The organism is Vibrio marinisediminis (genome assembly GCF_014050145.1).
Taxonomy (GTDB): Bacteria; Pseudomonadota; Gammaproteobacteria; order Enterobacterales; family Vibrionaceae; genus Vibrio; species Vibrio marinisediminis.
This window is the reverse complement of the sequence record NZ_JACFYF010000006.1, coordinates 74,111-101,024: the sequence shown is the minus strand read 5'-3', so window position 1 is coordinate 101,024 and position 26,914 is coordinate 74,111. Positions and strand designations below refer to the sequence as shown.

Genomic DNA, 26,914 nt, shown 5'->3' with positions numbered 1-26,914 from the left:
GCGCCTGATATTTGACGAGTTGAATATTTGACATCGTAAATTGATGTGAGAAAAGATGATAAGTCATCGTAGGAATATGGGAGGAACTGCGCAGTGACTGGATGTCATTGAACTGATATTGCAGCTGAATAGGGTAGTGATGAGAATAAGATTAGAGACAACAAAAAAGCGACCCAAAGGTCGCTTTCATTCATCACGCTTTAAAATTAAATTTTATTGCGTCTTTAACGGTAACAATTAAAGAGTTGTTACGTTAGCAGCTTGAGGACCTTTTTGGCCTTGTTCTACTTCAAAGCTAACTTTTTGGCCTTCAGTAAGAGTTTTGAAGCCTTCAGAAACGATTGAACGGAAGTGAACGAATACGTCAGCGCCGCCGTTGTCTTGAGAAATGAAGCCAAAACCTTTAGTTTCGTTGAACCATTTTACTGAACCAGTCATTTTGTTAGACATTATAGATACCTATAGTTGTAAATTAAATTAAATATTAAAGCTGATAACAAAAGCTATTTTTTTGATTTTCTAGAGAAGCAATCGCAGGAGCTAAACGACAGGTATCGAAAGATGACTGAGAGAACACTTTTTCTAAATTTCTAAATCTTTTTAATAGCTCGTTTCTTAAGAGCCGCGTACACTATACACGGAGTTACTCGAATGACAAAAGAAATTTTCCAAATTATCTAACTTTTCTTTCGTTTGTACAAAACGCATACTTTCCTCTGCCAAATGTGACGAAAAACAACCAATAATCAGCAGCTTCGCAAGATGTCACTGCTTCACCGCGCTTTCGCAAATGAGCTCAATTCCATAAAAAAGAATCCATAACGCTCTGGTTCTACGCCAACCTACTTTGGTTTTTGCTTTCGTGACTCTTGTTTGTCGGCTGATGTTTTGTTGTTAATGCTGATACTTTTTAATTAGCGCTCTCATATCAACACTATCAAAAACTTGTACAGGACGCGGATGTGAATCGAAAGAGTAGTAGAGCATCGATCTTGCGACAAGCTCGGCAGGTATTGGAACAAAGCGAGCTAAAGGTCCAAGCATTATTGGTCGCGCGACTTTTAGCAGGCTTTGTATGACTGCTTCATCGGCTCTAGGGGTGTCACGTAACCCAACTAAAGGACCCGGTCTTACAAAGGTGACACTCTCAAAATTCATTTTTTCTAACGCCAGTTCCATTTTCCCTTTACAGCGCAGGTAGTGGGAAGGAGAGCGGGGATTGGCGCCTAAACTGGACACGACACATAAGTTTTTTACGCCCAGCAACTTCATGGTTTTGGCAACTTCACAAACTAGGTGGTAATCAACGGCTTCGAGTGCTTGTTTTGAACCGGCTTGCTTTCGAGTTGAACCGAGGCAAATATACCCCTTGTCAGGAGAGGGTTGCGCATCATCCCATTCAACAATTCTTAGCTGAGAGTCGGTAATTTCTTGCAGTTTTTGGTGAGTAAAAGGCAGTTTTGAACGAGTGAGCGCATAAATATGATCAATTGCTCTCTCTTCTAACATGAGTTTGGTCAATTCAGTACCAATAAGCCCTGTAGCCCCGGCTACTATGACAATTTGTTGTGTCGCCACTCGATATGCCTCATTTATATCTTCAGCTTAAGAATCGATTATTTTTTGTTAGAAATCTATGAAGCGACTCAAATTTATCTGTTCTCTCTATATAAGGCGTATACGAACATGCAATTGGCTGCATTTGATCTAGCTAGGCTAAGGTGGCATGTCACTCGACAATCGGCTTTTTCGCACTAACAGATAGCCATAAAACTGCAATATTTGTGCGGTGAAAGGCTGAACTGCGATGCGTCACTAGAAAACGACCTAAAACAAAGGTTACACTCATGGCAAATTACAATGACCAATTGGTATAGTAATTCAATCGTTTAGAACAAGGACGTTTATGAATATCACCATGAGTACACTTGCTCCTTCGCAGGTGTATCATTTACTTACTCAAACTATCGTGCCGAGACCCGTTGCATGGGTATTGACGGATTCAGGAAGTAGTCGTTTTAATCTTGCGCCGTTTTCGTACTTTTCGGCGGTTTCAAGTCATCCTCCTTTATTAATGTTTTCTGTGGGAAATAAACCCAGTGGCGAGCTCAAAGATACCGTTCGCAACGTACTAGAAACGGGTAAAATGGTTATTCATATAGCCAGTGTTGATTTAGCTGAGCAAGTGACACTGACTTCAGCGACGTTACCTCATGGTACATCCGAAGTGGAAGCAGCAAGTCTTGAGTTAGTTGAAATGGAAGGGTTTGAATTACCAAGGTTAGCAGCGTGTAAGATTGCATTCGGCTGCAAACTGTTTGAAGTAAAAGAAATTGGTGATACGCCTCAACGCCTTGTTTTTGCCGAAATAGAACAAGTGTATATCGACCCAGATATAATTAACGATCGCGAAGACCGATTACAAATTGACGCAATGGCAGTTAATCCTCTTTGTCGCCTTGGTGGCTCTGAATACGCAGTATTAGAGAAGACCTTTTCCGTAGCACGACCGAAGTAAGTAGTAGCATGTTAGATAAAATTCATTCAGAAGCGATCTGGCATCGCATTAATCGTAAAACCAAACCACAGGGCTCACTAGGAAAACTGGAGCATGTTGCTCACAAGTTGGGGTTGATCCAGAGTCAAAAATCAGGTGACGCTGTCACTAAAATTGAAATTAATAAACCAACCGTGTTGGTCTTTGCTGGTGATCATGGTATCGCGAGTGAAGGCGTTAGTATTGCCCCGCAAGAGGTGACGCAACAAATGGTGCAGAACTTCCTAGCGGGCGGTGCGGCAATTAACTGTTTCTGCCGTGTGAGCAACGTAGACTTCAAAGTCATAGATGCAGGGATTTTGCAGCCGATTGACTCTGATTCTAAACAGCTAATCGTGCAAAGATTAGGGGCATCTACGGAAAACTTCGCTCAAAAACCAGCGATGAGCAAAGAGCAAGTTGAACAAGGTCTTGAGTTTGGTGAAAAAATTGTCAAACAGACCATTGATTCGGGATCAAATTTGCTGATTTTTGGTGAGATGGGAATCGGCAATACCAGCAGTGCAGCCGCGATATTAGCAGCATTGTCTCGCCGCAGTGTTGAGAAGTGTGTTGGTCTGGGTACAGGTATTAATGCACAACAACTGCGTAAAAAGAGGCAGCTTGTCCAATTAGGCATTAATCGTTGTCGTGGACAGAACGCGCAAGAAATTTTGCGCCAAGTCGGCGGCTTTGAAATTACGCAAATGGTAGGGGCTTTCCTTGCTGCTGAAAAATACAACACCCCAGTGATCGTTGATGGCTTCATCGCGAGCGCGGCGGCGTATGTTGCGGCAAAAATGAACCCAAGTTGCCGTGAGTATATGATTTTTGCTCACCAATCCCATGAGTCTGGTCATAAGTTCATTTTACAAGAATTAGCCGCCACACCATTGTTTGATCTTTCTCTGCGATTAGGCGAGGGAACTGGTGGTGTTTTGGCTGTACCAATGATTCAAGCCGCAGCAGAATTTTATAACAATATGGCAAGCTTTGAAGATGCAGGAGTAGATATGTAATGCGTAAAGCTGCGCACCATCAACTTGAGTTATTTTGGCTCGCGTTGGGGTTCTTCTCACGCTTGCCAATCCCGAGCCACACCCCCTACAGTGAAGAGCGCATGAACCAAGCCGGACGGTATTTCGGCTTGGTTGGTGTGATATTAGGGCTTGCCGTTGCAGGCTCTTTCTTTTTGTTCGCGATGCTTTTTCCTACTTCGGTAGCTGTCGTACTCACTATGGTTTTTAGCCTTCTACTGACTGGTGCCTTCCACGAAGATGGTCTAACAGACATGGCAGATGGTATTGGTGGTGGTATGACGTTAGAGCGCCGACTGACTATTATGAAAGATAGCCGCATTGGTACTTATGGCGCGGCAACGTTAATCATGGCGCTATTAAGCAAATATGTATTACTTACTGAGCTCGCCATGGTGACAGACATGCTTATCGTTTTGGTCGTCACCTACACCTTGAGCCGTGTGGTGGCAGCAACACTGATTTACGATATGCCTTACGTGAGTGATTTAGACAGCAGCAAAAGTAAGCCATTGGCAAATCGCCAAAGTAAGGCTGATCTGACGGTACTGATCGCGACGGGTGTTTTGGCGAGCTTACTATTGCCAGTTGGTGTGGCGTCTTTACTACTGGTTTCAGCTGTGCTTTTTCGTTGGCTATTTAAAACATGGTTAATGAAGCGTATTGGTGGTTTTACTGGTGATTGCTTAGGCGCCGCGCAGCAATTGTTTGAGCTACTTAGCTATCTAATTATTTTGGCTTGGGTGACAACGGCGTTATGAGTATTCATTTAGTGCTTGGTGGAGCACGTTCTGGTAAATCAAGTTTTGCCGAATCATTAGTGCTTGCAGATAAACATATGCAACGTCATTACGTCGCGACGGCCACCGTAACGGATGATGAGATGAAGCATCGTATCGCCCATCATCAAGCTCGCAGAGATGAAAGTTGGCAACTGCATGAATGTTCATTGCATATTGCTCCATTGCTTCAGCAGTTTAGCTCGCAAGATGTGGTCCTCATTGATTGCTTAACCCTCTGGATGAGCAATGTGATTTTTGAAGGTGGGCAAACGGCAATTGAAGAAGCGATCAATGCTCATGTTGATAAGCTCGTCGTGGCGTTAAAGGCGTGTTCCGCTAAGGTGATTTTGGTATCCAATGAAGTGGGTCTTGGTGTCATCCCTATGGGAGATGTCACGCGTTTGTTTGTTGATCATGCGGGCTGGATGAACCAAGCCATTGCTAAAGTAGCCGATCAAGTCACCTTCATCGCTGCTGGTTTGCCAATGAAATTGAAAGGCTAACTGCGATGCGTACATTGAACTTTTACCTACTTCGCCACGGAAAAGTGGATGGCGAGCCTGCTCTATACGGGCATACGGATGTTTCAGTTAGCAAAGACAATCAGCATGCCATTTGCCGAGCTTTGCTAGATCTAAACCTTCCCGTTGAATACATTGTCACTTCACCGCTGAAACGGTGCGCTGACCTTGCTGTGCAAGTACAACAAACGAATCAATCCTTGGCACTTAGCGAGTGCGATGGGTTTAAAGAAATGAACTTTGGTTTGTATGATGGGGTGCCCTTTGCGCAGCTAACCGAGCAGTGGTCTGTGCTTGAGCAATTTTGGCAGCAGCCAGCACAACATTCATTACCTCAAGCTGAATCTCTACAGTGCTTTCACCAACGTGTTTCATTGAGTTGGCAAGCGCTGGTCGATAAAGCTCAAGGTGACACGCTATTAATATGCCATGGCGGTACTATTCGCATGATATTAGCGTCTATATTAGGATTAGAATGGGCAAATCCAGCACTGTTTTCGGTGTTACAAATAGCCAATCAATCGCTTACTCATATTAAAATTACCTACTTAGAAAACACCTATCCGCAAGTGTGTTTCATCGGTACACCGTTACAACTGTCGTCTACACGGCTATAGGAAAAGCAATGACTGCACCACGTTGGGATCTATCAATCGCTTATCAATCGCTTGATGATGAAAAAATTGGTTTGGATATCGAGCTTATAAAGCAATGTATCCAGGTTTTGCATCAACATGTTGAGCGCCGTGAAATAATCAGCGTAATGCAAAATGCGATTCAAACGAAAGAAGCCGCTGGCAAGTTGTTGGCAACAATAAATACGTTTGCGCAATGCTATGGTTCAATCGATGCAACCAGTAGCCAAGCGAAAGCATTAATCGGCAAATTAGCCAAATTAAGCTCGGAGCTATCCCAATCTTATACGCCTTATCAAGAGACGTTAGCGAATGAGTCTCTGGAGTTTATTCAAGACGTTCTCGATCACGAAAGTGGTGATGTTTATGGCCAAGCATTTCAAATTGCGTGTGATAGAAAAATTGCCAATACCAAACTCAGCGTCGCTGAAGAGCAATTGCTATCGGCAATGCAAGTAGATGGACGCGATGCCTGGGGACGCATGTATGACAACATTACAGGTGCGTTGCAAATTGAGTTAGACAGTGGCGAAACCATTGGCTTCTCCCAAGCGGCTAGTTTGCTTTATGGTACCGATTTCGCTAAACAAGAGTCGGCGTGGCGTGGTATTCAGAAAGCGATGTCTATCCACCAAGAAAGCTTTGCGGCGATATTAAATGCCTTGTCTGGCTGGCGTCAGACTGAATATCAAAAACGTTCGTATCAAAAAGACGTTCATTTCCTCGATCCTAGTTTGCATCAAAGCCGCATTTTACCCGCCACATTGGATGCCATGATGGAGACGACGAAACAGCATCGTGATATTGGGCAGAAAGCGGGGCGTTTGATGGCAAAAGTTCATGGTTTGACTGAAATGACACCATGGAATCATATTGCCGGTATGCCGAGCTTAACCGATGACGAACCGCAGTATTATCACTTTGATGATGCCATCGAGGTGATCAAAGCGGCGTTTGCTGGCGTTGATCAAGAGATGGCAGATTTTGTTACCTTGATGGTTGAGAATGGCTGGATAGATGCCGAGCCGACACCAAATCGTCGACTTGGCGCCTATTGTACAAAGTTTGCAGCGACACGCTCGCCATTGGTGTTTATGACATGGGGCGGAAGCCGCTCAGACTTAATGACTCTAGCTCACGAGTTAGGTCACGCTTTCCATAACTGGGTGATGCGTGATATGCCATTGTGTCAGACCCGTTATCCAATGACTTTAGCTGAAACCGCCTCTATTTTTGCTGAAAATATCGTGCGTGACTATTTACTCTCTAAAGCAGAAAGCCGTGAAGAGCAAATTGAAATGCTGTGGGAAGAGCTCTCATCGGCTTACGCCTTGATGATTAATATTCCAGTGCGTTATGAGTTTGAAAAACGCTTTTATGAGCAGCGCCAAGAGGGTGAACTGAGTGCGGAACAACTGTGTCAGCTAATGAGCGATACTTGGAAAGAGTGGTACGGTGACTCAATGAGTGAAGCTGATCCTTACTTCTGGGCGAGCAAATTGCATTTCTCTATTTCAGAGGTGAGTTTTTACAACTACCCATACCTATTTGGTTATCTATTTAGCAAAGGTGTGTATGCGCAAAGAGAAAGTAAAGGCGAACAATTTTACGCTGATTACGTTGAATTACTGCGCGATACCGGTTCTATGATGGCGGAAGATGTGGTTGAAAGACATCTGGGCATGGACTTAACTCAAGTGGATTTTTGGCAACAAAGCATTGATATGCTGAATGAAAAACTTACTCAATTTGAGGCTTTGCTCTCGCAAGAGTAGCAAAGTAGTGACTCATTTCGTTCTAGATCAAAAAACATTCGATTAATCTTGTGATAATATCTCGTATCCGAGACTAGCTCGGGGAGATTTGTGCAGCTTTCGCTTTCTTTCCTACGTATACCAATAGTTTACGTAGTGTGACAATGTTTGATTTTTAGATGAAGCACGTAAGAACTATTCGTAAGTGCGATCGCAACAACAAAAATTGTCTGAACATTTCATTAACATACCGCTGTGCAATAAAGGAGTAACGCATGACGAAGAAATTATTTCGCCAATCTTTTCTTTTGGACAGCTTAGACCTCAGCCAAGAAATGCATGAGGGGGAAGTGACGGTAGCTTTGGGTACCCGATTAAAACTGCATCAACGCGGTGTGTTAGAGGTGATTCCCGCTAAACTGACAGATGAAAGCAAACATATTGTAATTTCGTGTGGTATCCATGGTGACGAAACAGCACCAATGGAACTCGTCGATAAAATTCTCGCTGATATTGTGACCGGCTTTCAACCAGTTAGAGAGCGGTTGTTGTTAATTGTTGCACACCCTGAAGCGACGAATGCACATCAACGGTATATTGAAGCTAACCTTAATCGCTTGTTCGACAATAAAGTGCATGAGCCAAGCAAAGAGCTTGATATTGCACTGATGCTAAAGCAGCGCGTAGGTGATTTCTTCGCGAATACCGCAGAGTCTCAACGTTGGCACTTTGACCTACACAGTGCAATTCGTGATTCAAGGTTTTACACATTTGCCGTTAGCCCTAAATCACGACATCCAGTACGAAGCAAGGCATTGATGGACTTTATCCATAGTGCTCATATGGAAGCGATTCTGTTCTCGAACGCGCCTTCAAGTACATTTAGCTGGTATACCGCTGAAGCGTTTTCAGCACAAGCACTGACTATTGAACTTGGTCGTGTGGCTAAATTTGGTGAAAACGACCTAGATAAGCTCGTTGCGTTTGATCTCGCCGTTCGTGATTTGATTTCAATCAGCGAAGCAGAGCACTTGCCACGTAAGCCACTGATGTATCGTGTCAGCCGTACAATAGTTCGCATTCATCAAGACTTCGATTTCTTGTTTGATGACAGCATTGAAAACTTTACCTCCTTTAAACATGGTGAAGTTTTCGGGCATGATGGTGACAAACCCTTGATGGCAAAAAATGAAGGTGAGGCGATAGTTTTCCCTAATCGTAACGTAGAAATTGGACAGCGTGCGGCATTAATGATTTGCCCTGTTCAAGTGCGCTATGAAGATGGACAAATCGTATACGATTGATCCTAAGTAAGGTGTTTTTTCTTTCTATTCAAATGGCTTGGCGGTATCGTTGAGCCATTATTTTTATCTAACGCTTTAATTTATAAGACAGTCATCGCTTTATGGAATTTACTCAACTGATTGCCCGCAAACATCTGCGTTGGCAACGAACGATAGGATGGATGGTTGCCGCATTGATCATGATCAGCGGTATTTATCTTATGGTGGGTGAGCTGTTTATTAATCCATTTGGCAGCCTTTCAGCGTTAGAGCAACAACTGATCACTCAACTTCGACTACCACGACTTTTCGCTGCCTTGGCGATTGGTGCCTCGTTAGCGGTCTCTGGTGCGGTATTACAAGTTCTTTTAGGTAACGTATTGGCCGAACCTGGGGTATTAGGGATCTCCGGTGGTGCGAGCGTGATGATGGTGATGCTGCTATTTTTCCTACCAGCATTGGCGACACCTGTTGGTTACATGATTGCCGCCGTGATCGGCGCAATGCTATTTACTCTGCTATTGGTGACGTTGACCAGAGTGCTGCGCTTAACCACTACGCGGCTTCTGCTTATCGGTGTCGCACTGGGCATTCTCGCGAGCTCGGTAGTGACTTGGGCATTCTATTTTAGCGATGATATGAGCTTACGCATTTTAATGTATTGGCTTATGGGCAGTATCGGTGGGGCGAGTTGGTATCAACATGTTCTGACATTGTTTACCTTACCTGTGATGATCTGGCTGTGTTGCCAAGGCTCATTACTGGATAAATTGATGATGGGCGAAACACACGCGAAACAGCTTGGTGTTGATATTGAAAGCGTTCGTTGGAAATTGATTCTTGCGGTATCGATTCTCGTTGGAGGAGCTGTTGCTCTGGGCGGCGTGATTAGTTTTGTTGGTCTGGTTGTACCGCATTTATTACGCTTGGCGTTAGGGACCGAAAACCGATATTTGATCCCGATTTCGGCGCTGGCTGGTGCATCATTATTGGCATTTGCTGATATTGTCGCGCGCACAGCCCTCGATTCTGCTGAGCTGCCGCTTGGGGTAGTTACCACCACCATTGGTGCCCCAATTTTCGTTTGGATGCTGGTGAAAAATCATGATGCACGTTAAATCACTCAGCGTTGGGGCGCGATTGCTACCGCTTTCATTTGATGCCAAGCCTGGAGAAGTGATTCATGTGATAGGTCCAAACGGAAGCGGCAAGAGCACGCTACTTTCCGCTGTGGCAGGATTGCTTGATTGTCATGGGGGTATTGAGCTAGATGGTGTCCATTGGAATGATATTTCAATTGCCCAGTTGGCCGATTACCGTGCGTTTTTAATTCAATCAGATCGCCCAGCATTTAATCTTGAAGTGGCGCATTATTTGTCACTTTCTATTCCTGCTAACTCTAATAACAGCGCGCAAGACGTCGAGCAAGTCGTGGTTGAATTGGCAGAAACACTGCAAATCAAAGACAAACTTCACCGTAGTGTCCATCAATTGTCGGGCGGGGAATGGCAGCGGGTACGTCTGTGCGCGATTTGTCTGCAGGTGTGGCCGACATTAAACCCATACGCGAAGTTACTTATTTTAGATGAGCCAGCGGCACCACTAGATATTGGTCAAGAGGCGCTACTTTATCAATTGATCGAGAAGGTAGCGGCAATGGGGTTGACGGTCTTAATGTCTAACCATGATCTTAATCGAACTCTAAAACACGCTGATCGCGCGATTCTACTTAACAAAGGCGTCATGCAGGCGTTTGGAACTACAGAGGAAGTGTTGTCACCAGAGTTGTTGACTACTGTTTTTAATACACAAGTGCAACGAGTTAACGTTGGTGATAAGCAAATTCTGCTATTTGATTAACCTGATGGTATTAGATTGTATTCAACTCAATCTGTTAGTTCGAATCTAAATCAAGCCGAAACTCTAAGCAGTCTTTATTTACTCCTTGCACACAAGTAAAGTTTCTAAGCTTGCTTTTTTCTACGAAGCCATGGCTTTTTAGCACTTTTTGCGAGGCTATGTTTTCCACCGAAGTCAGTGCGACCACTTTTTGAATACTTTTTTGTTTAGCAAGCTCAAGCATCATCCCTACAGCTTGTTTTGCTATTCCTCTACCTACGTATTTTTCGGCGAGTCGATAGCCTAAAAATGCTTTCCCTTTAGCGATATTGGCTAGATTTACTCGCCCTATAATGTCACCTTGTTGGTTAATTAGTAGGGCAGGTACGCCTTTGCCTAGTGTTTTATCCATGAGTAATTCAGCGCTATGAGTTTGAACACCAATTAATGAATAGAAGTCGTCGGGGCGGGGCTCAATATGCTGTTCAAACCAAGTACGGTTATACAGTTCAAACTCGAGTAAATCTGGCGCATGTTGTAGTGTTAGCGGGATCAACTTCATGCTAGTTTTCCATGTCATCTAATAGAACAAAGCCGCCCGAGGGCGGCTTTGTTTAGAAGTCTTAGCGAGTTAGCGGCGCTAGGTCTGCTGGGCGGTAATAAACAGATTTAAGCACTTTACCTTGGCGAATGGTTTTCGCTTCTGAAACGAAATCTTCAGCACATTTAGCAATGATATAATCGCCTTTTTGAACGGCCATAAGTTTGATGCCTTGCTCTGCGTAGAAGGCTTCAGTATCTGCGTATTCTTTTTCACTGCGACATACTTTGCTCATGTTGCTTGAGTGAACTTCATCCCAGCATGGGATAAATTCAATACCACGGTTCACGGCTACGTTAAGAAGTAGATCGATCAGGTAGCTGATCGCTAAATTATCTTCCAATTTGTCGTGCCCAAGGTGAACAAGACGACCCATTAATACGTAAACGCTATCAACAATCGCATCAGCTTGCTCAGTTTTGTTGTCCGCTTCAGCTAGCTCTGTCAATTCTTCAATCGCTAGTGAAGTGTGCAGCGTATCTGCTTTTTCATCTAGGCTTGTTGGTGAAGCGACAGGTAGGTCAAAAGTGCTACGGAATTCGTTAATATCACGGTAAAGGTGATCGAAAATTTCTTGAGTAAGTTTTGATAGGTACATGCGATTTATCCGCTAAATTTAATATCGCGCAATACTAACAAAGCCGCGCTTTGCTCGCTATGCGTAGCCGTAAAATAGTCAAACGTTCGAGTAAGAAATCACACATCTTTAAGCCTAGTCGAATACAAGGTGTTACTTGTTGTGCGATTTCCCATCAATTTAGCTAAATAAGTATGGAAATAGCTTTTTACGTTCATCATTGGTTAGAGCGGCAACCCGAGCCATATTCGTTTCAGGAATCGATTCAGGATCTGGGTAATGCTTAAGCACTCGCTCTAAACTCTCTTCTCTGATCAAATGGAAGATAGGAAATGGAGCTCGGTTTGTCAGGTTGGTTGCATCTTCTGGTTCGCTATCAGCAAAGCAGTAGTCAGGGTGGAAAGTAGCAACTTGGAATGTTCCGTTCCAACCTTGTTGTGCGATGACGCCTTCAACCCAGTCAATGAATAAGTTGTAGTCCCAAAAGTCACTCAGCATGTTAGGTGCGGCAACTAATGTGGTTTCCAGCTCTTCGACAGGCGTATGTTCTAAGTGTAAAAGCTGGTTAAAAATATCTTCCAATAGTGATTCGTCATCACTCGCTTGGCTGACATAAATCTCGATCTGCTTGTTGCGCTGTGGTTTAGCTGCAAAAGGACACAAGTTCAAGCCGATGACGACATCATTCAGCCATTGGTTAACTTGAGCATGAACATCTGTAGATTGATCTGTTGAGCGTGGACAATTCATATAGCATCCTGAAATGTACGATAATTTTGTTAAATTATTGACGTGTTAGTTTTATTTTTTGTTGTCAATAATAACAGAATTCACCCCAGTCGGTTTGCTTTTTCCTTCTAAACGGAAACAGAGCCAATAGATGCCTGCATAGAGAACGCTACCACCATAGATGACCGCTTGCCAACCACCATGTTGCCAGCAATAAATTAGGTAAAATCCGCCAATACTGCCACCAATATAATAGTGTACCAAGTAAAGTGCCGTCGCTGTCGCTTTAGCTCGTTTTGCTTTTTGGCTAACCCAGGCGTACGCCAATGTGTGCGTGAAGAAAGCGCCAAAGCTTATCAATAATAATCCTAGTGTCATCCAAACTAAGTGATCAAAATAGGCAATCAGCATACCAGCCAAACTAATTGTCGTCCCAAGCAGCATTCCTTGAATCGGCTCTTTTCTATCGCTCCAAACTGAGGTGAGTGTAGAGCTGAGTGTTCCTGCGAGATAACAAAGAAAGATCAGTGATGCGAGCCCGATGGGAAGCTGATGGGGAGGAGCCACAAGACGGAAGCCCATTACTGAATAGAGATTAACGAATAAGGCAAAGTTCAAGCCACCAATCAGCATCGCCAGCCAAATGGTGCGATTTTTTAAATGGGAGATCAGCGCACGGTTGTGGTAACGCATCATCCCTTTTTGTGGTTTAAAATTTTGCTGTTGCGGTAGCAGCCAAGCCACCAGTAAGACACCGACAATAGTAAAGCAAGCGATCACTAAGACGGCTTCTTTCCAGCCTAGAGCATCGGTGAGCGTTCCGCCCACAATACGCCCGCTGATACCACCGAGTGAGTTTGCCGCGATGTAAGTACCAATCGCGTGGCTAAACGCTTTTGCGCTAAGTTCTTCTACCATGTATGCCACAGCGACGGAGGCAAACGCGGCGAGTGCAACGCCCATTAGAGCTCGTAGCAACACTAAGCTAATTAACGAATCAAAAAATAGCATCATTACGCCTATCACTGGCATTGCGATTAAGCCAGAGAGCATGACAACGCGTCGCCCGATATTTTCAGAGCCAACAGCCCAAGGCACCAGTGAAAACGAGAGTGCCAGAGTTGCTGCGGCAAAAACCCAGTTGATTTGAGTTTCAGAAACAGAGAAGTGCGTCGCCATGAAGGGCAGCATTGGTTGGAATAGATAAAGGTTGCAGAACACCAGAAATGACCCAAGCGCGAGGCTTAAGGTGACACGTCTATACTGCGGAGTGCCAAATTCGATCATGGTCTACATCGTCGTAATGGTTGCGGTTGTGATCAAATTATCAGCACTTTTGGAATAAATAAAATATATTAAAAATATCATCTCTATATATTTTTAATATCATGGACTCGAAACACCTTAAACATTTCGTCACTGTTGCTGAATTTGGGCATTTTACTCAAGCCGCGAAAGCGCTGCATATTGCGCAGCCGGCACTCAGCATCTCAATCAAAAAGTTTGAACAACAATTGGGGATGACGTTGTTTCGTCGTTCCGAGCGTAAAGTTGAGCTAACGGATGAAGGCAAAGTGTTGTTAGAGCATGCAAAGCGTGTGTTGCAACAAATTGATGATGCCAAATTAGCAATGGATGAACTCAAAGGACTAGAGAAAGGCGAGGTGAGGCTTGGAGCGCCAAGTATGATGGGTTCTTACTTTTTTCCAAAAGTTCTAATGGCATTTAAAAGCCGATATCCCAGCTTAAAACTGACTTTAGTTGATGCCGGTATTAGCTCCATCCGCAAAATGCTCCTTAACGGTGAACTCGATATTGGGGTGATCAACCTTGATAATGTTCCTGATGACATTGAAACCGATCACTTGCTCCGCTCTGAAATGGTTGCGGTGGTTGCGAAAGACCACCCTTTTGCCAATCGAGAGACAGTGCGGTTAGAAGAGTTTTGTCAGCAAGAGTTGGTGATGTTTAGGGAAGGCTATTTCCATCGTGACTACATTGAATCGAAGGCAAAGCAAAACAACCTTGATCTTCAATGTGCCTTTGAAACTAACCTATTACCACTGATATTGAATATTGTTCGCCGTGAATTTGCTATTACGGCATTGCTGGAGTTGGTCACCCAACATGAAGCGGATATTGTCGGTATTCCGTTTGAAGAACCAGTCAAACTGGATCTTGCATTAGCCTGGCGTAAAGATGGTTATCTATCAATTGCAGAGCGGACATTTATTGAGTTTGTGAAAAGCTTCCGCTGAACAAATAATGCGATAGCAAAAGGGCTGCAATCAATGCAGCCCTTGTGAATTTTACAGCTTGAGTATTTAGCCGATGAATTTAGCAACAAAGTTACTAATGTTCGTCACACTTGATGCTGCCATCACGACTACGATAAGTGCCCCGATTAGTGTTAGGTAGATTGGGTGTTTGTATTCACCAATGATGTCTTTACGACGAGTTGCCGCAAGTACCATACCAAGCACGATAGGTAGGATAATACTGTTCACTAAACCGGCAAGCATCAGTAGAAGAATCGGCATATTCATCGTTACTGTGCCTAAGCTAGTGATTAGAATGAAAGCCACACACCAAGCTTTTTCATTACGCGCTACAACAGGGAACAGTGTTTTAATCAAAGAGATAGCCATGTACGAGTTGCCGACAACCGAAGTAATCGAAGCCACAAACAGTACCAGACCAAAGATGAAGTAACCTGTTTCGCCCGCACCTTGGCGGAACGCGTCTGCCGCTGGGTTTGAACTATCAAGTACTGCGCCTGCTGAGATAACACCAAATACCGCTAAGAACAGGAGGATACGAATCACTACCGCAATGGAAATGCCCGCCCATGCTGCCGTTTTAATGGTAGGAACGTTCTCTTTACCTTGTAGACCAATATCAACCAGACGTTGCGCGCCGGTGTAGTAGCCACCCACAGCGCCACCAACAATGGTTAACGTAGGAAGAAGTAGGTTACCAAAGTCACTCGGTACCACAGCCGCCGTTAGGGTTTCACCCATCGGAGGCAGGCTGGTCATTGCTACGTAGGCAATAAGAACAATCATGAATAAACCGAGGTAACGCGCCATTTGGTCCATGCGTTTTGAAGCGTTGTGTACAACAAACAGTAGGCTACCGATTAGACCAGTAAACAGTGCGCCCCAAGTTGTGTCGACACCAGTAAGAACATTGATACCTAGCGCAGCTCCGCTAACGTTACCAAAGTTGAATGCAACGGCGCCGAGAGCGAGCAGAATACCCACCACATAGCCCATACCCGGAGCAACTTTGTTTGCAATGTCTTGAATGCGTAAGCCAGATACGCCAACGATTCGCCATAAGTTCATCACGATACCGAAGGTGATAAACATCGAAGCGAATACAGGGAATGCCATGTCTACTTTGTAGATATTGGTGAAAACAGCGGTTTGGGTTAGGAAGCCTGGGCCCACAGATGTGGTCGCCATTAGGAAAGCAACGCTCAAAATGGCTTTATTTTGCCAAGAGGTTTCTTGGTGAATTGGAGCCGTCGCGTTGATGGTCGCTGTAGAAGTTTGTGTAGTCATGCCGAATCTCAAATTTGTTGTGTCTCTATCTTTAAAAAAATAGAAAGACAACTGATCAAGATCAGCTGAACTTGTGCTCGTAATTGATTGTAAAACAAGTAATTTCTTAAAGATGCTTACTTGTTGGCGGCGGATTTTAAAGAGCTATCTCACACTTGTCAATAGTTTAGATCCAAGAAAATAATATTTGATGACATAGAATGTATGGAATAACGTGGTATCACCACCAATAACCTCTCTGGAAATTGAATTACCATGAGCAATTTATTTACGACGAGACCAGCTGTAGAAGCTGACTACGAGTTTTTGTTTGAGTTGAAGAAGGCGGCTGAGAAGGGACCGATAGAGCAGGTATTCGGTTGGAATGAAGCAATCCAAAAGCAGATTCATCAACAAGAGTGGGATGAAGGGCGACCTACAATACTTCTTGTCGAAAATCAGCCAATTGGTAGCTATCTCATACAAGTAAGAAGCAAAGATCTCCATTTTGCTCGATTTTTCATTTTACCTGAATTCCAAGGGAATGGGATAGGGAGTGCTATTCTCCAACAGGTTATTACTCAATCTGAATCCTTAGCGTTGCCCGTTACCTTGAGTTACTTGCAAGGAAACCGCGTTGGTGAATTGTATCAACGTCATGGATTTATCATCACTAGTGAAACCAAGCAATTTGTTTATATGCAGCGAAATGTAGCTAGTTGCGAATAAAATTGTGTAGTTGGTCGACATTTTCCGTTATTTCTCTAGAGTTGGTCGTTGTAAAACGTTACTTAAACAAAGCAATCACCCATTCATTATCTTTAATTTTAAGTGACGTATATCGACTGACGTTTTAACAAGAAAGAGGAATACTATGCCAAAATCCTTCGACATTATCGGTGCACCATTTAACCAACTCGGTTGTTACCCAACCAAAGATAATACTGTCGATGGATTGCGACGATTAGATGAGTCAAACTGGATAGGGCTAAGTGATTGGGTCAATGTGCGAAATAACCGTTGGAACGCCGACATTAGAGATCTTGGTGACGTTAAACCCGATTCAGTCGTTCTTCAACTGACCGAGTCAAACAGCAAAGAGAAGGCTCTAAGCCGTTATGCCAATACGCTTAAAGAGATGGTACTTAACAGCTATCAAAATCAGCGAACCCCAATCACTCTAGGCGGGGATCATTCCATTGCTATTGGAACGGTCCAAGCGACATTAGAGTATTTTCAAAAACAGCAGGGTAAGCGAGTCGCGGTAATATGGATAGATGCACACGCTGATTGCAATGATTCAGTTGCCAGCAATTTGCATGGTAAACCGTTAGCCATGTTGATGGATAAATACCCGCATAATAACTGGGCAGTTGACGCTGGCATCGTACTTAATCCTCAAGATGTGTATTACGTTGCGGTGCGCGATTTAATGCCAAATGAAGATGCGCTTATTAAACAGCACTCAATGGTTAATTTTGATATGACCAGCATTGAAACCCTTGGGATTAGCAATGTCTTAAATCAGCTTATTGAGATAATTGATAAGAATTACGATTGTGCTTACGTATCTTTTGACTACGACGCCCTTGATGGAAGCTTATTTCGAGCATGTGGAACACCAAATGTAGGCGGTTTGAGCGCTCGCGAGGCTTTGCATTTGGTTGATGGGCTGGCGAGTCACCCTAAATTTGTTGGTATCGACTTTGTTGAGTATTTACCTGAACTAGATCAACAGGGCATTTCCAAAGAGCTGATGATAAAACTCATCGATGCAGTCTGGGGGTTTCGGAGCTAACCGATTTAATTAAAAAAGGGTGAACATAACGTTCACCCTTTTTTAATGTCTGATAGCGTCTATTAAAGCTTGTCGAATACTATTTGCGTTTATACATCTTTTCGAAGTTATTCGCATTCCAACCGATCATTATTTGATCACCGATCTTCAATACAGGCAGTGAACGCGCACCAATCGCATCAAGTTCTTTACGACCACGTTGCATTTTGGCGTTGGTAAGACGGTAAGGGTAGCCTTTAGAATCAAGGTAGCGCTGCGCATCTTTGCAATGCGGGCACTTATCTTTCACATATAAAACCAGTCGTGTCATTCTAAGTCAGTGCTCTGTTGGAGTGTAAAGTGGCTGGAGTATAGGCGAATAGGGCGAATTGAACAACGAATCCCGTGAAGCCTTAACACGATTAAGGTAGACTTAGCGCCAATTTGATTGATTATCGACTCACTATGAATCCTGTTCTTCGTTATATCCAAGGTTATCCTGAACATATCTTAACGCCAGTCTCGCAACTGCTTGAATCTGGTCGTTTCTGTGCATGGTTTGAACAGCGTTATCCGCAGCGTCATGCTATTCAAAGTGAGAAAGCCCTCTATGAATATACGATGGCTTTAAAAAACCAGTACATGAAGAAAACATCGCCACTAAGTAAGGTGATCTATGATAGTAAAATACATTTGATCAACAATGCACTAGGGCTGCACACCTATGCTGCCAAGGTGCATGGTGGCAAGATAAAATCAAAAAATGAAATCCGAATTGCTAGCGTGTTTAAGAATGCGCCAGAGCCATTGTTGCGCATGCTGGTGGTTCATGAGTTGGCTCATATAAAAGAAAAAGATCATAACAAAGCGTTTTATCAGCTCTGCTGCCATATGGAGCCGGAGTATCACCAACTAGAGTTAGATGCGCGTTTGTTTATGATTTATCAAGAATTGAAATAACGAATTAAGTATGAGTGATAAAGAGAAAGCGCAAGCCAAACGTAAGCCTAGATCAAAGCCAAACAGAGCAAAATCTGTGAAGGCTTCGTCAGCGAATGCGATGCCAGTAGCAAAGATTGCTGGTAAAGCGGGCTTACATAAACGCAACGCACATCAAGGTCGTTATGATTTTGAGCGTTTAGTTAAAGCATTACCTGAGCTAGCCAAATATGTGGTGAAAAATCCGCTAGGTGAACAAACAATTCGTTTTGATGATCCGGTCGCGGTTAAGTTATTAAACCAAGCATTGCTGGTTGAACATTACGGTGTCACGCAGTGGGATATTCCCCAAGGGTATCTTTGTCCACCAATTCCAGGGCGTGCTGACTACGTTCATCGTGTTGCAGAACTGCTCGCCAATGAAGCGCCGAAACTTAACCACAAGTTAATTCGTGCGCTTGATATCGGTGTAGGTGCGAACTGTATTTACCCTATTGTTGGTGCCACTCAATATGGTTGGAATTATGTTGGTAGCGATGTGGATCTTGTCTCGGTAAACAATGCAAATGTGATAGCTCAGTCTAACGCGGTGCTGAAGGGTAAAGTTGAGTGCCGTTTGCAAAGTAACAGCCGTCACTTCTTTAAAGACATTATCCAACCGAACGAGTTTTATGACGTTACAACCTGTAACCCGCCATTTCATGCCTCTTTAAAAGAAGCGCAGCAGGGCACAGAACGAAAACTGAATAACCTCTACGCCCACAAAGCGAAACGCGGTCAATTGACGCTAGAGAAACAGGACGCAAAACAAGGCAAAGCACCAACATTGAATTTTGGTGGGCAAAAAGCTGAGCTTTGGTGTCCGGGTGGTGAGGCTGAATTCGTTAAAAATATGGCGTTTGAAAGCCGTGAATTTGCCGACCAAGTATTGTGGTTTACCACGCTGATCTCGAAAAAAGACAATGTGCGTTGGTTATGCAAGAGCTTAGAAAAAGCAGGTGCGAAGCAAGCGATAGTTGTTGAGATGAGCCAAGGACAAAAAATCAGCCGATTTGTGGCGTGGAGTTTTAAAGATAAAGCTCAACGAGAGCAGTGGTTAAAACTAAAAAGCAAATAATAAACAGCCCGCGATTGCGGGCTGTTTTATGTATCAGACAGAGTATTAGCTCAGCTTGCTGAGTTGTGTTTGGTATTGCTCAACAAGGTTTTGATTGCCTGCTTTTTCTTCAAGAGCAATCATCAGTTGAAGTGCTTCTTTTCTCTGTCCATAGCTTTGGGTAAAGCGCATTAATCGAATTCTTGCATCCATGAGCTTGTCATGTTCAATTTCAAGTTTCGCTAAATTTAATGCTGAACGATATCTGGCCGGTTCGTAATCCAGTGCTCGTTCAAAATAGCCCATCGCTTTGGTTTCATCTCCAGATTTGAGCGCGCAGAACGCGGCATTTTCATAGCTTCCAGAAATTAAGTAATAAAAGGGTTTTTCGATGGCTCGATTGAAGTATTTGTCTGCGGTTTGGTAGTTTCCCTGCTTACACAAGAAGGTGCCATAGTTATTGAGTACATTACCGTTTTCAGGGTGTTGAGACAGAGCGCTTTTATAGAGTTGTTCTGCTTTGTTTTTTTCACCCACTTGCTCATAGTAGTGAGCCATAGTGAGCTGTGAACGATAAAAATCTGGAGCATGTTGGTAGGCTTTTTGAAGGTTTTCTCTCGCTTTCACCATATTGCCTTGCTGTAAATAGCCCATTCCTAGCGCTATTCGTGCTTCGGCTTTTTCTTTAGGGTCACTTTCGGTTCCAAGTTCGCTACTAAGATCTACGGTGACACAAGCTTGCAAAACAAACGTGAGTGAAGCGGATAAGATCAGTTTTTTCATCGCGAACTCCTTCAAATCATCATTAGGAGTATATGTTTGCTCTGTGGGTTATCGTGAGCTTGATGTTGACTGGATGCGAGTAGGTAAGCATCAATGGATGAAAAAAAAGGCCATATACCATGGCCTTGAGAGTTTAATCATCTTTAGTGAAATTGGCTTCGCTAAAGTGTTCGAGATCGAACGGCGTTTGTTGGTAAACGCAATAGTTAAGCCAATTAGAGAACAGTAAGTGCCCATGGCTGCGCCAGCTTGCCCGTGGTGGGTTATCTGGGTTGTTATTCGGGTAGTAATTGACAGGAATGGTTGGCTCCATGCCTTCACTTAAATCACGAACGTATTCGGCGTGCAGCGTATTGGCATCGTATTCTGGGTGACCAGTGACAAAAACGTTACGTTTGTCTTTAGTGGAGGCCAAATAAACACCAGCCACATCGGAGGTTGCCAATATGTCTAAGTCAGTATGAGTTTGTAGGTACTCAGAGGTGAAATCGGCGTAGCGAGAATGCGGCGCTAAGAACTCATCATCAAAACCACGCAAAATAGGGTGATAGTTGTTCTGAGTTTGATGCTTATACACCCCAGACAGTTTCTCTTTACGGGTGCGCTTAGGTAAATCGTATAGTAGTTTAAGCCCAGCTTGTGCTGCCCAGCATACGTAGAGTGTAGAGGTGACATGTTCTTTTGCCCAAGTCATGATGCTTTGCAAATGTTCCCAGTAAATCACATCTTCAAATTGCACCAACCCCAAAGGTGCCCCTGTAATGATCAAACCATCAAAATTACGATCTTTGACCATTTCAAATTGGCGATAGAAGGTGTCTAAATGTTGAGTCGGTGTGTTTTTGCTTGGTCGGTTATCAATACGCAGCAGCTCAATATCAACTTGAAGCGGGCTGTTGGATAGCAGGCGCAAAAACTGAGTTTCCGTCTCAATTTTTTTCGGCATAAGATTGAGGATCAATACTTTCAGCGGGCGAATATTTTGAGTTGCGGCGCGTTTCTCTGTCATGACGAAGATGTGCTCTTCGCGCAAAATATCGGATGCAGGCAGTTGATCTGGTATCTTAATAGGCACGGCTTTCTCCCTAAAGCGGTTTCTATGGACGTCTATACATCCAAAGTTACATCAATCAATTTGAGATGTCGACAGCAAATTTAAGTATAATCTTCAATCATCCAACTAGACTGATCCTTTCACATCTTTCCTATGGCAAAACTCACACTGATTCGAGGCTTACCCGGTTCGGGAAAAAGCACGCTCGCCAAGCGCTATTCTGCGCTCCATTTTGAAGCTGACATGTACTTCGTCAATGCAAAAGGAGAGTACTGCTTTGACGCTAGCCAACTAGAGAACGCGCACCGTTGGTGCCAAAAACAAACGGAAATGGCGCTACGTCGAGGCGACGATGTTGTGGTATCAAATACCTTTGTGCGTCGTTGGGAAATTAAGCCTTATTTTGAGATGGCGAAGAAGCTAGCTGCACAGTTTGAAATAGTTGAATGCAACGGTAACTATGGCAGCGTCCATAACGTAGAACAAAGCGTGATTGATAAAATGCGCACTCGCTGGCAAGAGTGGAAGTAGGTAATTCAGTGACCCTAACTCGCTTTTGGATAAAAACCTCTTAGAGTGTAGTGGTGCGTTGTTTAACGAAGTTATGACGATTATTCGCTAAAAGTCCGTCCCAATTGTTGGATTGCTGTTTTTACCTCTTCAGTCAAACCAAAGCCAAAATTTAGCCTTAGACAGTGATTATAATCTTCTTCGAGAGAGAAGAAGTGTCCGGGTACAAAGTAGTTCCCTAAGCTCAAAGCTTGTTCGATTTTCGTTTCTAGGTTGGGTAGATGGTGAGGCAGCTTAACCCACAAAACGAAGCCGCCTTCGGGTTTTGATACCCAAGTTCCCTCAGGAAATGTTTCCAAAATGGTTAAACGTACCTCGTCACGAAATGAAGCGAGTGTTGCTCTGAGTTTGCGCATGTGAAGATCGTAGCCACCTGAGCGTAAAAACTCTGCTATCGCGGCTTGCGGGAACTCGGCTGTATATTTTGAAGTGCTTTGTTTTAGCTCTTTGACCTGCGAGGTATGGTTACTCGCTGCTATCCACCCAATTCTTAGACCCGGTCCTATTGCTTTAGTAAAAGTATTACACAGAATGATATCAGATGAATAAGCGCGAAGGGGCTTTGGTCTTCTTTCAGTAAAATGAATATCACCATAAACGTCATCTTCGATAATCGTGAAGCGATGCAATTTCGATAGTTCAACAAGTCGTTGCTTTTGACTTTCATCTAGCAGCATCCCATCGGGATTATTGAAATTAGCGTTAAACACCATAACCTTAATTTTATGGCTTTCAAGATGGTGTTCAATGTCGTCGAATTTTCTAACGCTGATACATTTTAGACCTAATTCAGAGATGAACTTCAACGTGTAGAAGTAGGTTGGTGATTGCACAAGAACGGTATCGCCCGGAGAAGTGGTGGCTCGTAAAGCAAGAGACAAAGATTCGAGCCCACCATTTGTGATACATATTTCGTTCTTAGAAAACGAGCATCCATATTCGATGGCACGTCTTATGATTTCGTCTATCAATAACTCATGGCCATGTCCAGAAATACACCCGCCGAGCAAATTAGGGTTCTGATAAATTTGCTTTCGCATGATTTTACTGATCTTTTGAACCGGATACAGGTCGATGTGTCCATTCGATAAGGTCAACCCCGAGTCGTTCTCCGAGGCTAGTAGCGAATAGAGTTGCTCTTTTTCGTTAGAAATATTATCGCCATCAAAACTTAGCAGCGTGCTTCTGACGAAATATCCTTTCTTAGGCATTGCATAAACAATGCGCTCATCTTCTAACAGACGCATCGCATTGAGCGCTGTAAGGTTACTAACATCATATTCTTTCGCAAGCTTTCGTATCGAAGGGAGCTTGGTATCTTGGACGATCCCCCCTTTTTGGATTGATTCAATAATACTGTCCGCAATGCGTCGGTAGATTGGTTTGTTTTCCATAACTTATAGAATATTAATTGACCATATCTGTTATACAACAGATCGTTCACAACTGTATATATTCCTTAACTCAATATTTTATTAACGTAACACTCATTGTTGCAATTAATCGAATGGAAGAGCAATGACCCCAAAACTCAAGGAACTAATAGAGAAACTATCGGCATGTCGTGATATTTCGTCTATTAAATCGCATTTGTCGAATACAGATATAGGCGCTAGTGATGTGGCTGATTATGTCAGGTTTGAAAATGGAGGCTATTCCAGAAATCGTGTAATAAAAACGGACAGATTTGAAGTTCTCGTTCTATGTTGGAAGCCGGAACAAAAAAGCAAAATACATAACCACGCCGGTTCGGTTTGTGCATTTAAGGTAATTAAAGGCGCTTTGAAAAATACTAACTTTGTACAAGAAGGTGGAAAAGTGTTTTTGACGTCTGCCAACAAGCTTTCACTCTCTCAGTATATCGTGCTCTCAGGGGTGGACAATTTTCATGAAATAGCAAATGACTATGCTGAGAATGCCGTTTCTATTCATTTCTACTCCCCGCCGATTGAACATTATCAAGTAGCGGATCAAGAGAGCGATAGCCAATTGATAGAAGAGGTGGTGTTGTGATTAAAACTTTTGAGCTAGATGGAAGTATCAAGAACGCACTACATAAATACATAACTCTCCATTTGAAGGATATAAACCCTTACACGTGTGAACTGCATTATGCTCAAGCATTGAGTCAGTTTATGTTCTCAGCTTTAATCTCTGCAGATGACAGAGAAGGCGTGGCACTCAGTAAACTAATTAGAAAAGTTCAAAACAGTACTGTTCCTTCTATACCTACAGTACACATCAAAAATATTGCTGGAGAGCCTCCGGGTACTTTGATGGCGCCAAGGGAAATTAGGGGGTTCGACTACAGTACTAACTGCTACGACAGAATGAAGATTTGTTTTTTTACTGAGTGGATTTCGTGGGCGCTGGCTTTGCTCTTTCGTCATACCAATATCATTCACCCATCTGAGCATGGTGGAAAAAACAGGTTCCACATGGTATCGCCAATATGTGATCAAGGAAGTAGAACTTTGAGTGCTAGTACTGGAGGTGGAGAGTTCCTTCAACATAGTGATGCGACTGTCTATACCGCTATTAAGACAACACGAGAACTTGAACAATATTTGAAACGGCTTGGAACCTCTAGTTCGATATCTGCTCGTGTTTTGGGTTTGTCAGAAAAGGACTTTCGAGCACAAGTCTTATGTGGCAAATACTCTAGGGTTGACGCAACAATGTTGACAGGGATAGTGAACAAGAACACTAAAACATTAATAACATCACCGGAAATACTTCAGAAGTATCTGATAGAGCAAGGTTTTGGTCAATCTGAATTCAAGAAGTTATCGGAAATGCCTGTCGCGCATATTGCGGGACCTGCAGACGGTGAAATTTCAGGTTTTGTGGGCAATATTGTGCCTCCCTTATTGCTCAGTGATCAAGGGGAAATCTTGGGTACCTGCATCAACTTAGCCTCCCATCGAATGGTTTATGTGGGCAATAACGAGGAGGATAAAGCGCTATTTGCTGAGTTCTGCGAACACGCCATTGCATGCCCTAGTTTGGAGGTTGTCGTAGAGGCTTCTGATATTCTATTGTTCCCAAACTTAGCTTCAAAAGACCAGAGAAATGTGACACACGGTCGTGAGAAAATCGCCAACGACTCCTACAACGTGGAAGTTGATGGGGTGGTTTTAAGAAGAAGCCTTTGCAGACAATATTTGGTCCATTGTAATGCCCTTGATATAGAGGAGCAAAACTATGGAACTTGCTAATGAACTATTAATGTTTCTGTTTTTGGCTGCAATTATTGCTGGATGTATTGACGCTTTAGCTGGTGGTGGAGGGCTGATTACGATTCCAGCCATGTTAATGTGTGGCTTACCTCCAGTGTCGGCGATTGCTACTAACAAACTAGGTGGAGTAGGAGGAACGTTATCTGCTTCATTGCACTTTTTAAAAACCGGCGACATTAAGTTTGGTGAAGTAAAGTGGATGATGCTGGCGACATTCTTTAGTTCTTTCTTAGGCGGAATGGTTTTAACGATGATTGATAGTGACTTTCTCTCTCTTATCGTTCCATTTCTACTCATTGGCTTTTCACTTTACTTTTTGTTTTCGCCAAATATAGGTGACGTTGATCAAGAGAAGAAAATATCACCTTATGTCTATACTCTCGTAGTTGCGACTGCTATTGGCTTCTATGATGGTTTTTTTGGTCCGGGAACAGGCTCTTTTTTTGCCATATCGCTAGTATTTTTATTAGGGTTTAATTTAGTAAAGGCAACAGCGCAAACGAAGATACTTAATTTAAGCAGTAACTTGGCAGCACTGCTTTATTTTATCTACGATGGGTACATTCTTTGGGATGTTGGTTTGTTGATGTTTATCGGACAAGTTATCGGAGGAAAAATTGGTGCGCAGCTGGTTTTGTCTAAGGGTAAGCCGCTTATCAAGTTCGCTATGATCGCGGTCTCTATAGGTGTGTCTACAAAAATGCTGTTCATGAACTAACCGGTAATTGGCTCTATTTAAAAGTAATACGAAGAGTCTGAGAAGCTTTAGGGCAGAAATTGAGCGTGTATAGTGGCTGGCTATCACGCTCGTTCCTTCCGGTACAAAATGATGTAACGGTAAGTTCGGATATGAGCTATTAAACTACTTCGCCAGTCTCATCCTCTTCAATAATGTCATTGTCTAAGCGTGCTTCCTCTAACCAATGTTGCAATGAAGCGCTTGCCAATACCTTTTGTTGGTAGGCTTTCGCACTCTCTGAAAGTTCAACCCCGTAGGTTAGGAAACGCAGCGCGACAGGTGCGTACATGGCATCGGCGATTGACCACTCACCAAACAACCAACCATCTGGGTACTGCTCTGCTTGCTCTGACCAAATCGCGTCTATACGCGTGATATCCTTCAGTGCACCATTACTTAACTCAACCTTTCTACGAGCGCGGATGTTCATTGGCAGTTCGTTTCTCAAATCGACAAAACCTGAGTGCATTTCAGCCGTAATTGCGCGCGCTTTAGCTCTCTCTGCAGCATCACTTGGCCATGCTTTTCCTTGTAGGTGTTGTTCATTTATATACTCTAAAATTGCGAGCGAATCCCACACAATTATGTCGCCATGAACCAAGGTAGGTACTTTGGCTGTTGGTGTTATGTCCTTCAACGTTTTATAGAAATCGTCAGTAAACAGCGTCAGCTTGATCACTTCCACATCCAAATTATATTGAGAGAAGATCAGCCACGCGCGAAGTGACCAGCTTGAGTAGTTTTGGTTACCAATAAACAGTTGCATTGAAGCCTCCATGCAGTGTATGCAGTGATTAACTAAGGTTTGAAATCACAATATCTGATTGTTTTCTGTTGCACTAACGGATAGTTTTGATGGAATACTTCAACAAAAACGA

General features: G+C 43.3%; 30 protein-coding genes. 18 read left to right on the top strand and 12 right to left on the bottom strand.

The features are described from left to right. Positions 1–237: 237 nt before the first annotated feature. Together cspE and H2O73_RS11550 are read right to left on the bottom strand one after the other, a co-directional pair. Positions 238–450 carry a transcription antiterminator/RNA stability regulator CspE gene (gene cspE, locus H2O73_RS11555; protein WP_182109002.1) on the bottom strand — a complete coding sequence of 71 codons (213 nt, stop codon included), beginning with the start codon at positions 448–450 and terminating at the stop codon, positions 238–240. A 444-nt stretch (positions 451–894) separates the two neighbouring features. After that, the gene (locus H2O73_RS11550; protein WP_182109001.1) at positions 895–1,578 is read right to left on the bottom strand and encodes an NAD(P)H-binding protein; all 684 of its coding nucleotides are present in this window, start codon (positions 1,576–1,578) and stop codon (positions 895–897) included. 328 nt (positions 1,579–1,906) lie between these two features. On the opposite strand from H2O73_RS11550, the gene H2O73_RS11545 reads away from it, so the two are divergent. The 9 genes from H2O73_RS11545 to btuD all read left to right on the top strand — a co-directional run bounded on the left by H2O73_RS11545 (position 1,907) and on the right by btuD (position 10,408). Beyond that, entirely contained in the window at positions 1,907–2,518 is a 612-nt protein-coding gene (locus H2O73_RS11545) for a flavin reductase family protein (protein WP_182109000.1), read from the top strand. Between the two features lie 8 nt (positions 2,519–2,526). Beyond that, the gene (gene cobT, locus H2O73_RS11540) at positions 2,527–3,555 is read left to right on the top strand and encodes a nicotinate-nucleotide--dimethylbenzimidazole phosphoribosyltransferase (protein ID WP_182108999.1); all 1,029 of its coding nucleotides are present in this window, start codon (positions 2,527–2,529) and stop codon (positions 3,553–3,555) included. Then, a complete protein-coding gene (locus tag H2O73_RS11535; protein WP_182108998.1) occupies positions 3,555–4,334 on the top strand; it encodes an adenosylcobinamide-GDP ribazoletransferase in 780 nt (259 codons plus the stop codon). Before cobT ends, H2O73_RS11535 begins: the two co-directional genes overlap by 1 nt. Beyond that, on the top strand, positions 4,331–4,858 hold the full coding sequence (cobU, locus tag H2O73_RS11530; protein WP_182108997.1) for a bifunctional adenosylcobinamide kinase/adenosylcobinamide-phosphate guanylyltransferase: 528 nt from the start codon (positions 4,331–4,333) through the stop codon (positions 4,856–4,858). Before H2O73_RS11535 ends, cobU begins: the two co-directional genes overlap by 4 nt. A 5-nt stretch (positions 4,859–4,863) precedes the next feature. Next, positions 4,864–5,493 (top strand): histidine phosphatase family protein, encoded by a 630-nt coding sequence (locus H2O73_RS11525; protein ID WP_182108996.1) that lies wholly within the window; start codon positions 4,864–4,866, stop codon positions 5,491–5,493. A gap of 8 nt (positions 5,494–5,501) precedes the next feature. Next, entirely contained in the window at positions 5,502–7,286 is a 1,785-nt protein-coding gene (locus H2O73_RS11520; protein ID WP_182108995.1) for a M3 family oligoendopeptidase, read from the top strand. A gap of 254 nt (positions 7,287–7,540) precedes the next feature. Continuing rightward, a complete protein-coding gene (locus H2O73_RS11515) occupies positions 7,541–8,569 on the top strand; it encodes a succinylglutamate desuccinylase (protein WP_182108994.1) in 1,029 nt (342 codons plus the stop codon). A 101-nt stretch (positions 8,570–8,670) separates the two neighbouring features. Continuing rightward, positions 8,671–9,666 (top strand): vitamin B12 ABC transporter permease BtuC, encoded by a 996-nt coding sequence (btuC, locus tag H2O73_RS11510; protein ID WP_182108993.1) that lies wholly within the window; start codon positions 8,671–8,673, stop codon positions 9,664–9,666. After that, positions 9,653–10,408 carry a vitamin B12 ABC transporter ATP-binding protein BtuD gene (btuD, locus tag H2O73_RS11505; protein WP_182108992.1) on the top strand — a complete coding sequence of 252 codons (756 nt, stop codon included), beginning with the start codon at positions 9,653–9,655 and terminating at the stop codon, positions 10,406–10,408. Before btuC ends, btuD begins: the two co-directional genes overlap by 14 nt. Positions 10,409–10,442: 34 nt before the next feature. On the opposite strand, the gene H2O73_RS11500 is transcribed toward btuD, so the two are convergent. The 4 genes from H2O73_RS11500 to H2O73_RS11485 form a co-directional block, all read right to left on the bottom strand. Continuing rightward, positions 10,443–10,949 (bottom strand): GNAT family N-acetyltransferase, encoded by a 507-nt coding sequence (locus tag H2O73_RS11500; protein WP_182108991.1) that lies wholly within the window; start codon positions 10,947–10,949, stop codon positions 10,443–10,445. Positions 10,950–11,010: 61 nt separating this feature from the next. After that, positions 11,011–11,586: a nucleoside triphosphate pyrophosphohydrolase family protein gene (locus H2O73_RS11495; RefSeq protein ID WP_182108990.1), complete on the bottom strand. Its 576-nt coding sequence runs from the start codon at positions 11,584–11,586 to the stop codon at positions 11,011–11,013. Positions 11,587–11,745: 159 nt separating this feature from the next. After that, positions 11,746–12,315 (bottom strand): DUF1415 domain-containing protein, encoded by a 570-nt coding sequence (locus H2O73_RS11490; protein ID WP_182108989.1) that lies wholly within the window; start codon positions 12,313–12,315, stop codon positions 11,746–11,748. Positions 12,316–12,366: 51 nt separating this feature from the next. Then, on the bottom strand, positions 12,367–13,581 hold the full coding sequence (locus H2O73_RS11485) for an MFS transporter (RefSeq protein WP_182108988.1): 1,215 nt from the start codon (positions 13,579–13,581) through the stop codon (positions 12,367–12,369). 101 nt (positions 13,582–13,682) lie between these two features. Here H2O73_RS11485 and H2O73_RS11480 point away from each other — a divergent pair, with 101 nt between their 5' ends. Further along, positions 13,683–14,552, top strand: a complete 870-nt coding sequence (locus H2O73_RS11480) for a LysR family transcriptional regulator (RefSeq protein WP_220457569.1) — start codon at positions 13,683–13,685, stop codon at positions 14,550–14,552. A gap of 66 nt (positions 14,553–14,618) precedes the next feature. Here H2O73_RS11480 and H2O73_RS11475 read toward each other — a convergent pair whose 3' ends face one another. Further along, positions 14,619–15,860, bottom strand: a complete 1,242-nt coding sequence (locus H2O73_RS11475) for an NRAMP family divalent metal transporter (RefSeq protein ID WP_182108987.1) — start codon at positions 15,858–15,860, stop codon at positions 14,619–14,621. A gap of 255 nt (positions 15,861–16,115) precedes the next feature. On the opposite strand from H2O73_RS11475, the gene H2O73_RS11470 reads away from it, so the two are divergent. Next, entirely contained in the window at positions 16,116–16,568 is a 453-nt protein-coding gene (locus H2O73_RS11470; protein ID WP_182108986.1) for a GNAT family N-acetyltransferase, read from the top strand. 145 nt (positions 16,569–16,713) lie between these two features. Beyond that, complete coding sequence (locus H2O73_RS11465; protein WP_182108985.1) at positions 16,714–17,637, top strand: arginase family protein; 924 nt, start codon at positions 16,714–16,716, stop codon at positions 17,635–17,637. 79 nt (positions 17,638–17,716) lie between these two features. On the opposite strand, the gene H2O73_RS11460 is transcribed toward H2O73_RS11465, so the two are convergent. Beyond that, positions 17,717–17,947 (bottom strand): glutaredoxin family protein, encoded by a 231-nt coding sequence (locus H2O73_RS11460; protein WP_182108984.1) that lies wholly within the window; start codon positions 17,945–17,947, stop codon positions 17,717–17,719. A gap of 134 nt (positions 17,948–18,081) precedes the next feature. Here H2O73_RS11460 and H2O73_RS11455 point away from each other — a divergent pair, with 134 nt between their 5' ends. Next, positions 18,082–18,576, top strand: a complete 495-nt coding sequence (locus H2O73_RS11455; RefSeq protein ID WP_182109124.1) for a M48 metallopeptidase family protein — start codon at positions 18,082–18,084, stop codon at positions 18,574–18,576. Between the two features lie 10 nt (positions 18,577–18,586). Continuing rightward, the gene (rlmF, locus tag H2O73_RS11450; protein WP_182108983.1) at positions 18,587–19,672 is read left to right on the top strand and encodes a 23S rRNA (adenine(1618)-N(6))-methyltransferase RlmF; all 1,086 of its coding nucleotides are present in this window, start codon (positions 18,587–18,589) and stop codon (positions 19,670–19,672) included. A gap of 45 nt (positions 19,673–19,717) precedes the next feature. On the opposite strand, the gene pilW is transcribed toward rlmF, so the two are convergent. Both pilW and metA read right to left on the bottom strand, forming a co-directional pair. After that, complete coding sequence (pilW, locus tag H2O73_RS11445) at positions 19,718–20,434, bottom strand: type IV pilus biogenesis/stability protein PilW (protein ID WP_182108982.1); 717 nt, start codon at positions 20,432–20,434, stop codon at positions 19,718–19,720. Between the two features lie 133 nt (positions 20,435–20,567). Continuing rightward, positions 20,568–21,509 (bottom strand): homoserine O-acetyltransferase MetA, encoded by a 942-nt coding sequence (gene metA, locus H2O73_RS11440; RefSeq protein ID WP_182108981.1) that lies wholly within the window; start codon positions 21,507–21,509, stop codon positions 20,568–20,570. Between the two features lie 132 nt (positions 21,510–21,641). Between metA and H2O73_RS11435 the strand changes: the two genes are divergently transcribed. Then, complete coding sequence (locus tag H2O73_RS11435; RefSeq protein ID WP_182108980.1) at positions 21,642–22,019, top strand: ATP-binding protein; 378 nt, start codon at positions 21,642–21,644, stop codon at positions 22,017–22,019. 80 nt (positions 22,020–22,099) lie between these two features. Here H2O73_RS11435 and H2O73_RS11430 read toward each other — a convergent pair whose 3' ends face one another. Beyond that, on the bottom strand, positions 22,100–23,452 hold the full coding sequence (locus H2O73_RS11430; RefSeq protein WP_182108979.1) for an aminotransferase-like domain-containing protein: 1,353 nt from the start codon (positions 23,450–23,452) through the stop codon (positions 22,100–22,102). A 124-nt stretch (positions 23,453–23,576) separates the two neighbouring features. Between H2O73_RS11430 and H2O73_RS11425 the strand changes: the two genes are divergently transcribed. Genes H2O73_RS11425 through H2O73_RS11415 form a run of 3 tightly spaced genes read left to right on the top strand, consistent with a single transcriptional unit; the run spans position 23,577 to position 26,015 of the window. Next, positions 23,577–24,071 carry a cysteine dioxygenase gene (locus tag H2O73_RS11425; protein WP_182108978.1) on the top strand — a complete coding sequence of 165 codons (495 nt, stop codon included), beginning with the start codon at positions 23,577–23,579 and terminating at the stop codon, positions 24,069–24,071. Beyond that, positions 24,068–25,276, top strand: coding sequence for a hypothetical protein (locus H2O73_RS11420; protein WP_182108977.1), 1,209 nt, complete (start codon positions 24,068–24,070; stop codon positions 25,274–25,276). The genes H2O73_RS11425 and H2O73_RS11420 overlap by 4 nt, the downstream gene beginning before the upstream one ends. Further along, entirely contained in the window at positions 25,263–26,015 is a 753-nt protein-coding gene (locus tag H2O73_RS11415; protein WP_182108976.1) for a TSUP family transporter, read from the top strand. Before H2O73_RS11420 ends, H2O73_RS11415 begins: the two co-directional genes overlap by 14 nt. Before the next feature lie 139 nt (positions 26,016–26,154). Here the strand turns inward: H2O73_RS11415 and H2O73_RS11410 are convergent, their stop codons facing one another. Continuing rightward, positions 26,155–26,802, bottom strand: coding sequence for a glutathione S-transferase family protein (locus H2O73_RS11410; protein ID WP_182108975.1), 648 nt, complete (start codon positions 26,800–26,802; stop codon positions 26,155–26,157). Between the last annotated feature and the right edge of the window lie 112 nt (positions 26,803–26,914).

Coding starts and splice junctions, on each gene's coding strand:
- cspE (WP_182109002.1), bottom strand. CDS start 450: ATGTCTAACAAAATGACTGGTTCAGTAAAATGGTTCAACGAAACTAAA.
- H2O73_RS11545 (WP_182109000.1), top strand. CDS start 1,907: ATGAATATCACCATGAGTACACTTGCTCCTTCGCAGGTGTATCATTTA.
- cobT (WP_182108999.1), top strand. CDS start 2,527: ATGTTAGATAAAATTCATTCAGAAGCGATCTGGCATCGCATTAATCGT.
- H2O73_RS11535 (WP_182108998.1), top strand. CDS start 3,555: ATGCGTAAAGCTGCGCACCATCAACTTGAGTTATTTTGGCTCGCGTTG.
- cobU (WP_182108997.1), top strand. CDS start 4,331: ATGAGTATTCATTTAGTGCTTGGTGGAGCACGTTCTGGTAAATCAAGT.
- H2O73_RS11525 (WP_182108996.1), top strand. CDS start 4,864: ATGCGTACATTGAACTTTTACCTACTTCGCCACGGAAAAGTGGATGGC.
- H2O73_RS11520 (WP_182108995.1), top strand. CDS start 5,502: ATGACTGCACCACGTTGGGATCTATCAATCGCTTATCAATCGCTTGAT.
- H2O73_RS11515 (WP_182108994.1), top strand. CDS start 7,541: ATGACGAAGAAATTATTTCGCCAATCTTTTCTTTTGGACAGCTTAGAC.
- btuC (WP_182108993.1), top strand. CDS start 8,671: ATGGAATTTACTCAACTGATTGCCCGCAAACATCTGCGTTGGCAACGA.
- btuD (WP_182108992.1), top strand. CDS start 9,653: ATGATGCACGTTAAATCACTCAGCGTTGGGGCGCGATTGCTACCGCTT.
- H2O73_RS11500 (WP_182108991.1), bottom strand. CDS start 10,949: ATGAAGTTGATCCCGCTAACACTACAACATGCGCCAGATTTACTCGAG.
- H2O73_RS11495 (WP_182108990.1), bottom strand. CDS start 11,586: ATGTACCTATCAAAACTTACTCAAGAAATTTTCGATCACCTTTACCGT.
- H2O73_RS11490 (WP_182108989.1), bottom strand. CDS start 12,315: ATGAATTGTCCACGCTCAACAGATCAATCTACAGATGTTCATGCTCAA.
- H2O73_RS11485 (WP_182108988.1), bottom strand. CDS start 13,581: ATGATCGAATTTGGCACTCCGCAGTATAGACGTGTCACCTTAAGCCTC.
- H2O73_RS11480 (WP_220457569.1), top strand. CDS start 13,683: ATGGACTCGAAACACCTTAAACATTTCGTCACTGTTGCTGAATTTGGG.
- H2O73_RS11475 (WP_182108987.1), bottom strand. CDS start 15,860: ATGACTACACAAACTTCTACAGCGACCATCAACGCGACGGCTCCAATT.
- H2O73_RS11470 (WP_182108986.1), top strand. CDS start 16,116: ATGAGCAATTTATTTACGACGAGACCAGCTGTAGAAGCTGACTACGAG.
- H2O73_RS11465 (WP_182108985.1), top strand. CDS start 16,714: ATGCCAAAATCCTTCGACATTATCGGTGCACCATTTAACCAACTCGGT.
- H2O73_RS11460 (WP_182108984.1), bottom strand. CDS start 17,947: ATGACACGACTGGTTTTATATGTGAAAGATAAGTGCCCGCATTGCAAA.
- H2O73_RS11455 (WP_182109124.1), top strand. CDS start 18,082: ATGAATCCTGTTCTTCGTTATATCCAAGGTTATCCTGAACATATCTTA.
- rlmF (WP_182108983.1), top strand. CDS start 18,587: ATGAGTGATAAAGAGAAAGCGCAAGCCAAACGTAAGCCTAGATCAAAG.
- pilW (WP_182108982.1), bottom strand. CDS start 20,434: ATGAAAAAACTGATCTTATCCGCTTCACTCACGTTTGTTTTGCAAGCT.
- H2O73_RS11435 (WP_182108980.1), top strand. CDS start 21,642: ATGGCAAAACTCACACTGATTCGAGGCTTACCCGGTTCGGGAAAAAGC.
- H2O73_RS11430 (WP_182108979.1), bottom strand. CDS start 23,452: ATGGAAAACAAACCAATCTACCGACGCATTGCGGACAGTATTATTGAA.
- H2O73_RS11425 (WP_182108978.1), top strand. CDS start 23,577: ATGACCCCAAAACTCAAGGAACTAATAGAGAAACTATCGGCATGTCGT.
- H2O73_RS11415 (WP_182108976.1), top strand. CDS start 25,263: ATGGAACTTGCTAATGAACTATTAATGTTTCTGTTTTTGGCTGCAATT.
- H2O73_RS11410 (WP_182108975.1), bottom strand. CDS start 26,802: ATGCAACTGTTTATTGGTAACCAAAACTACTCAAGCTGGTCACTTCGC.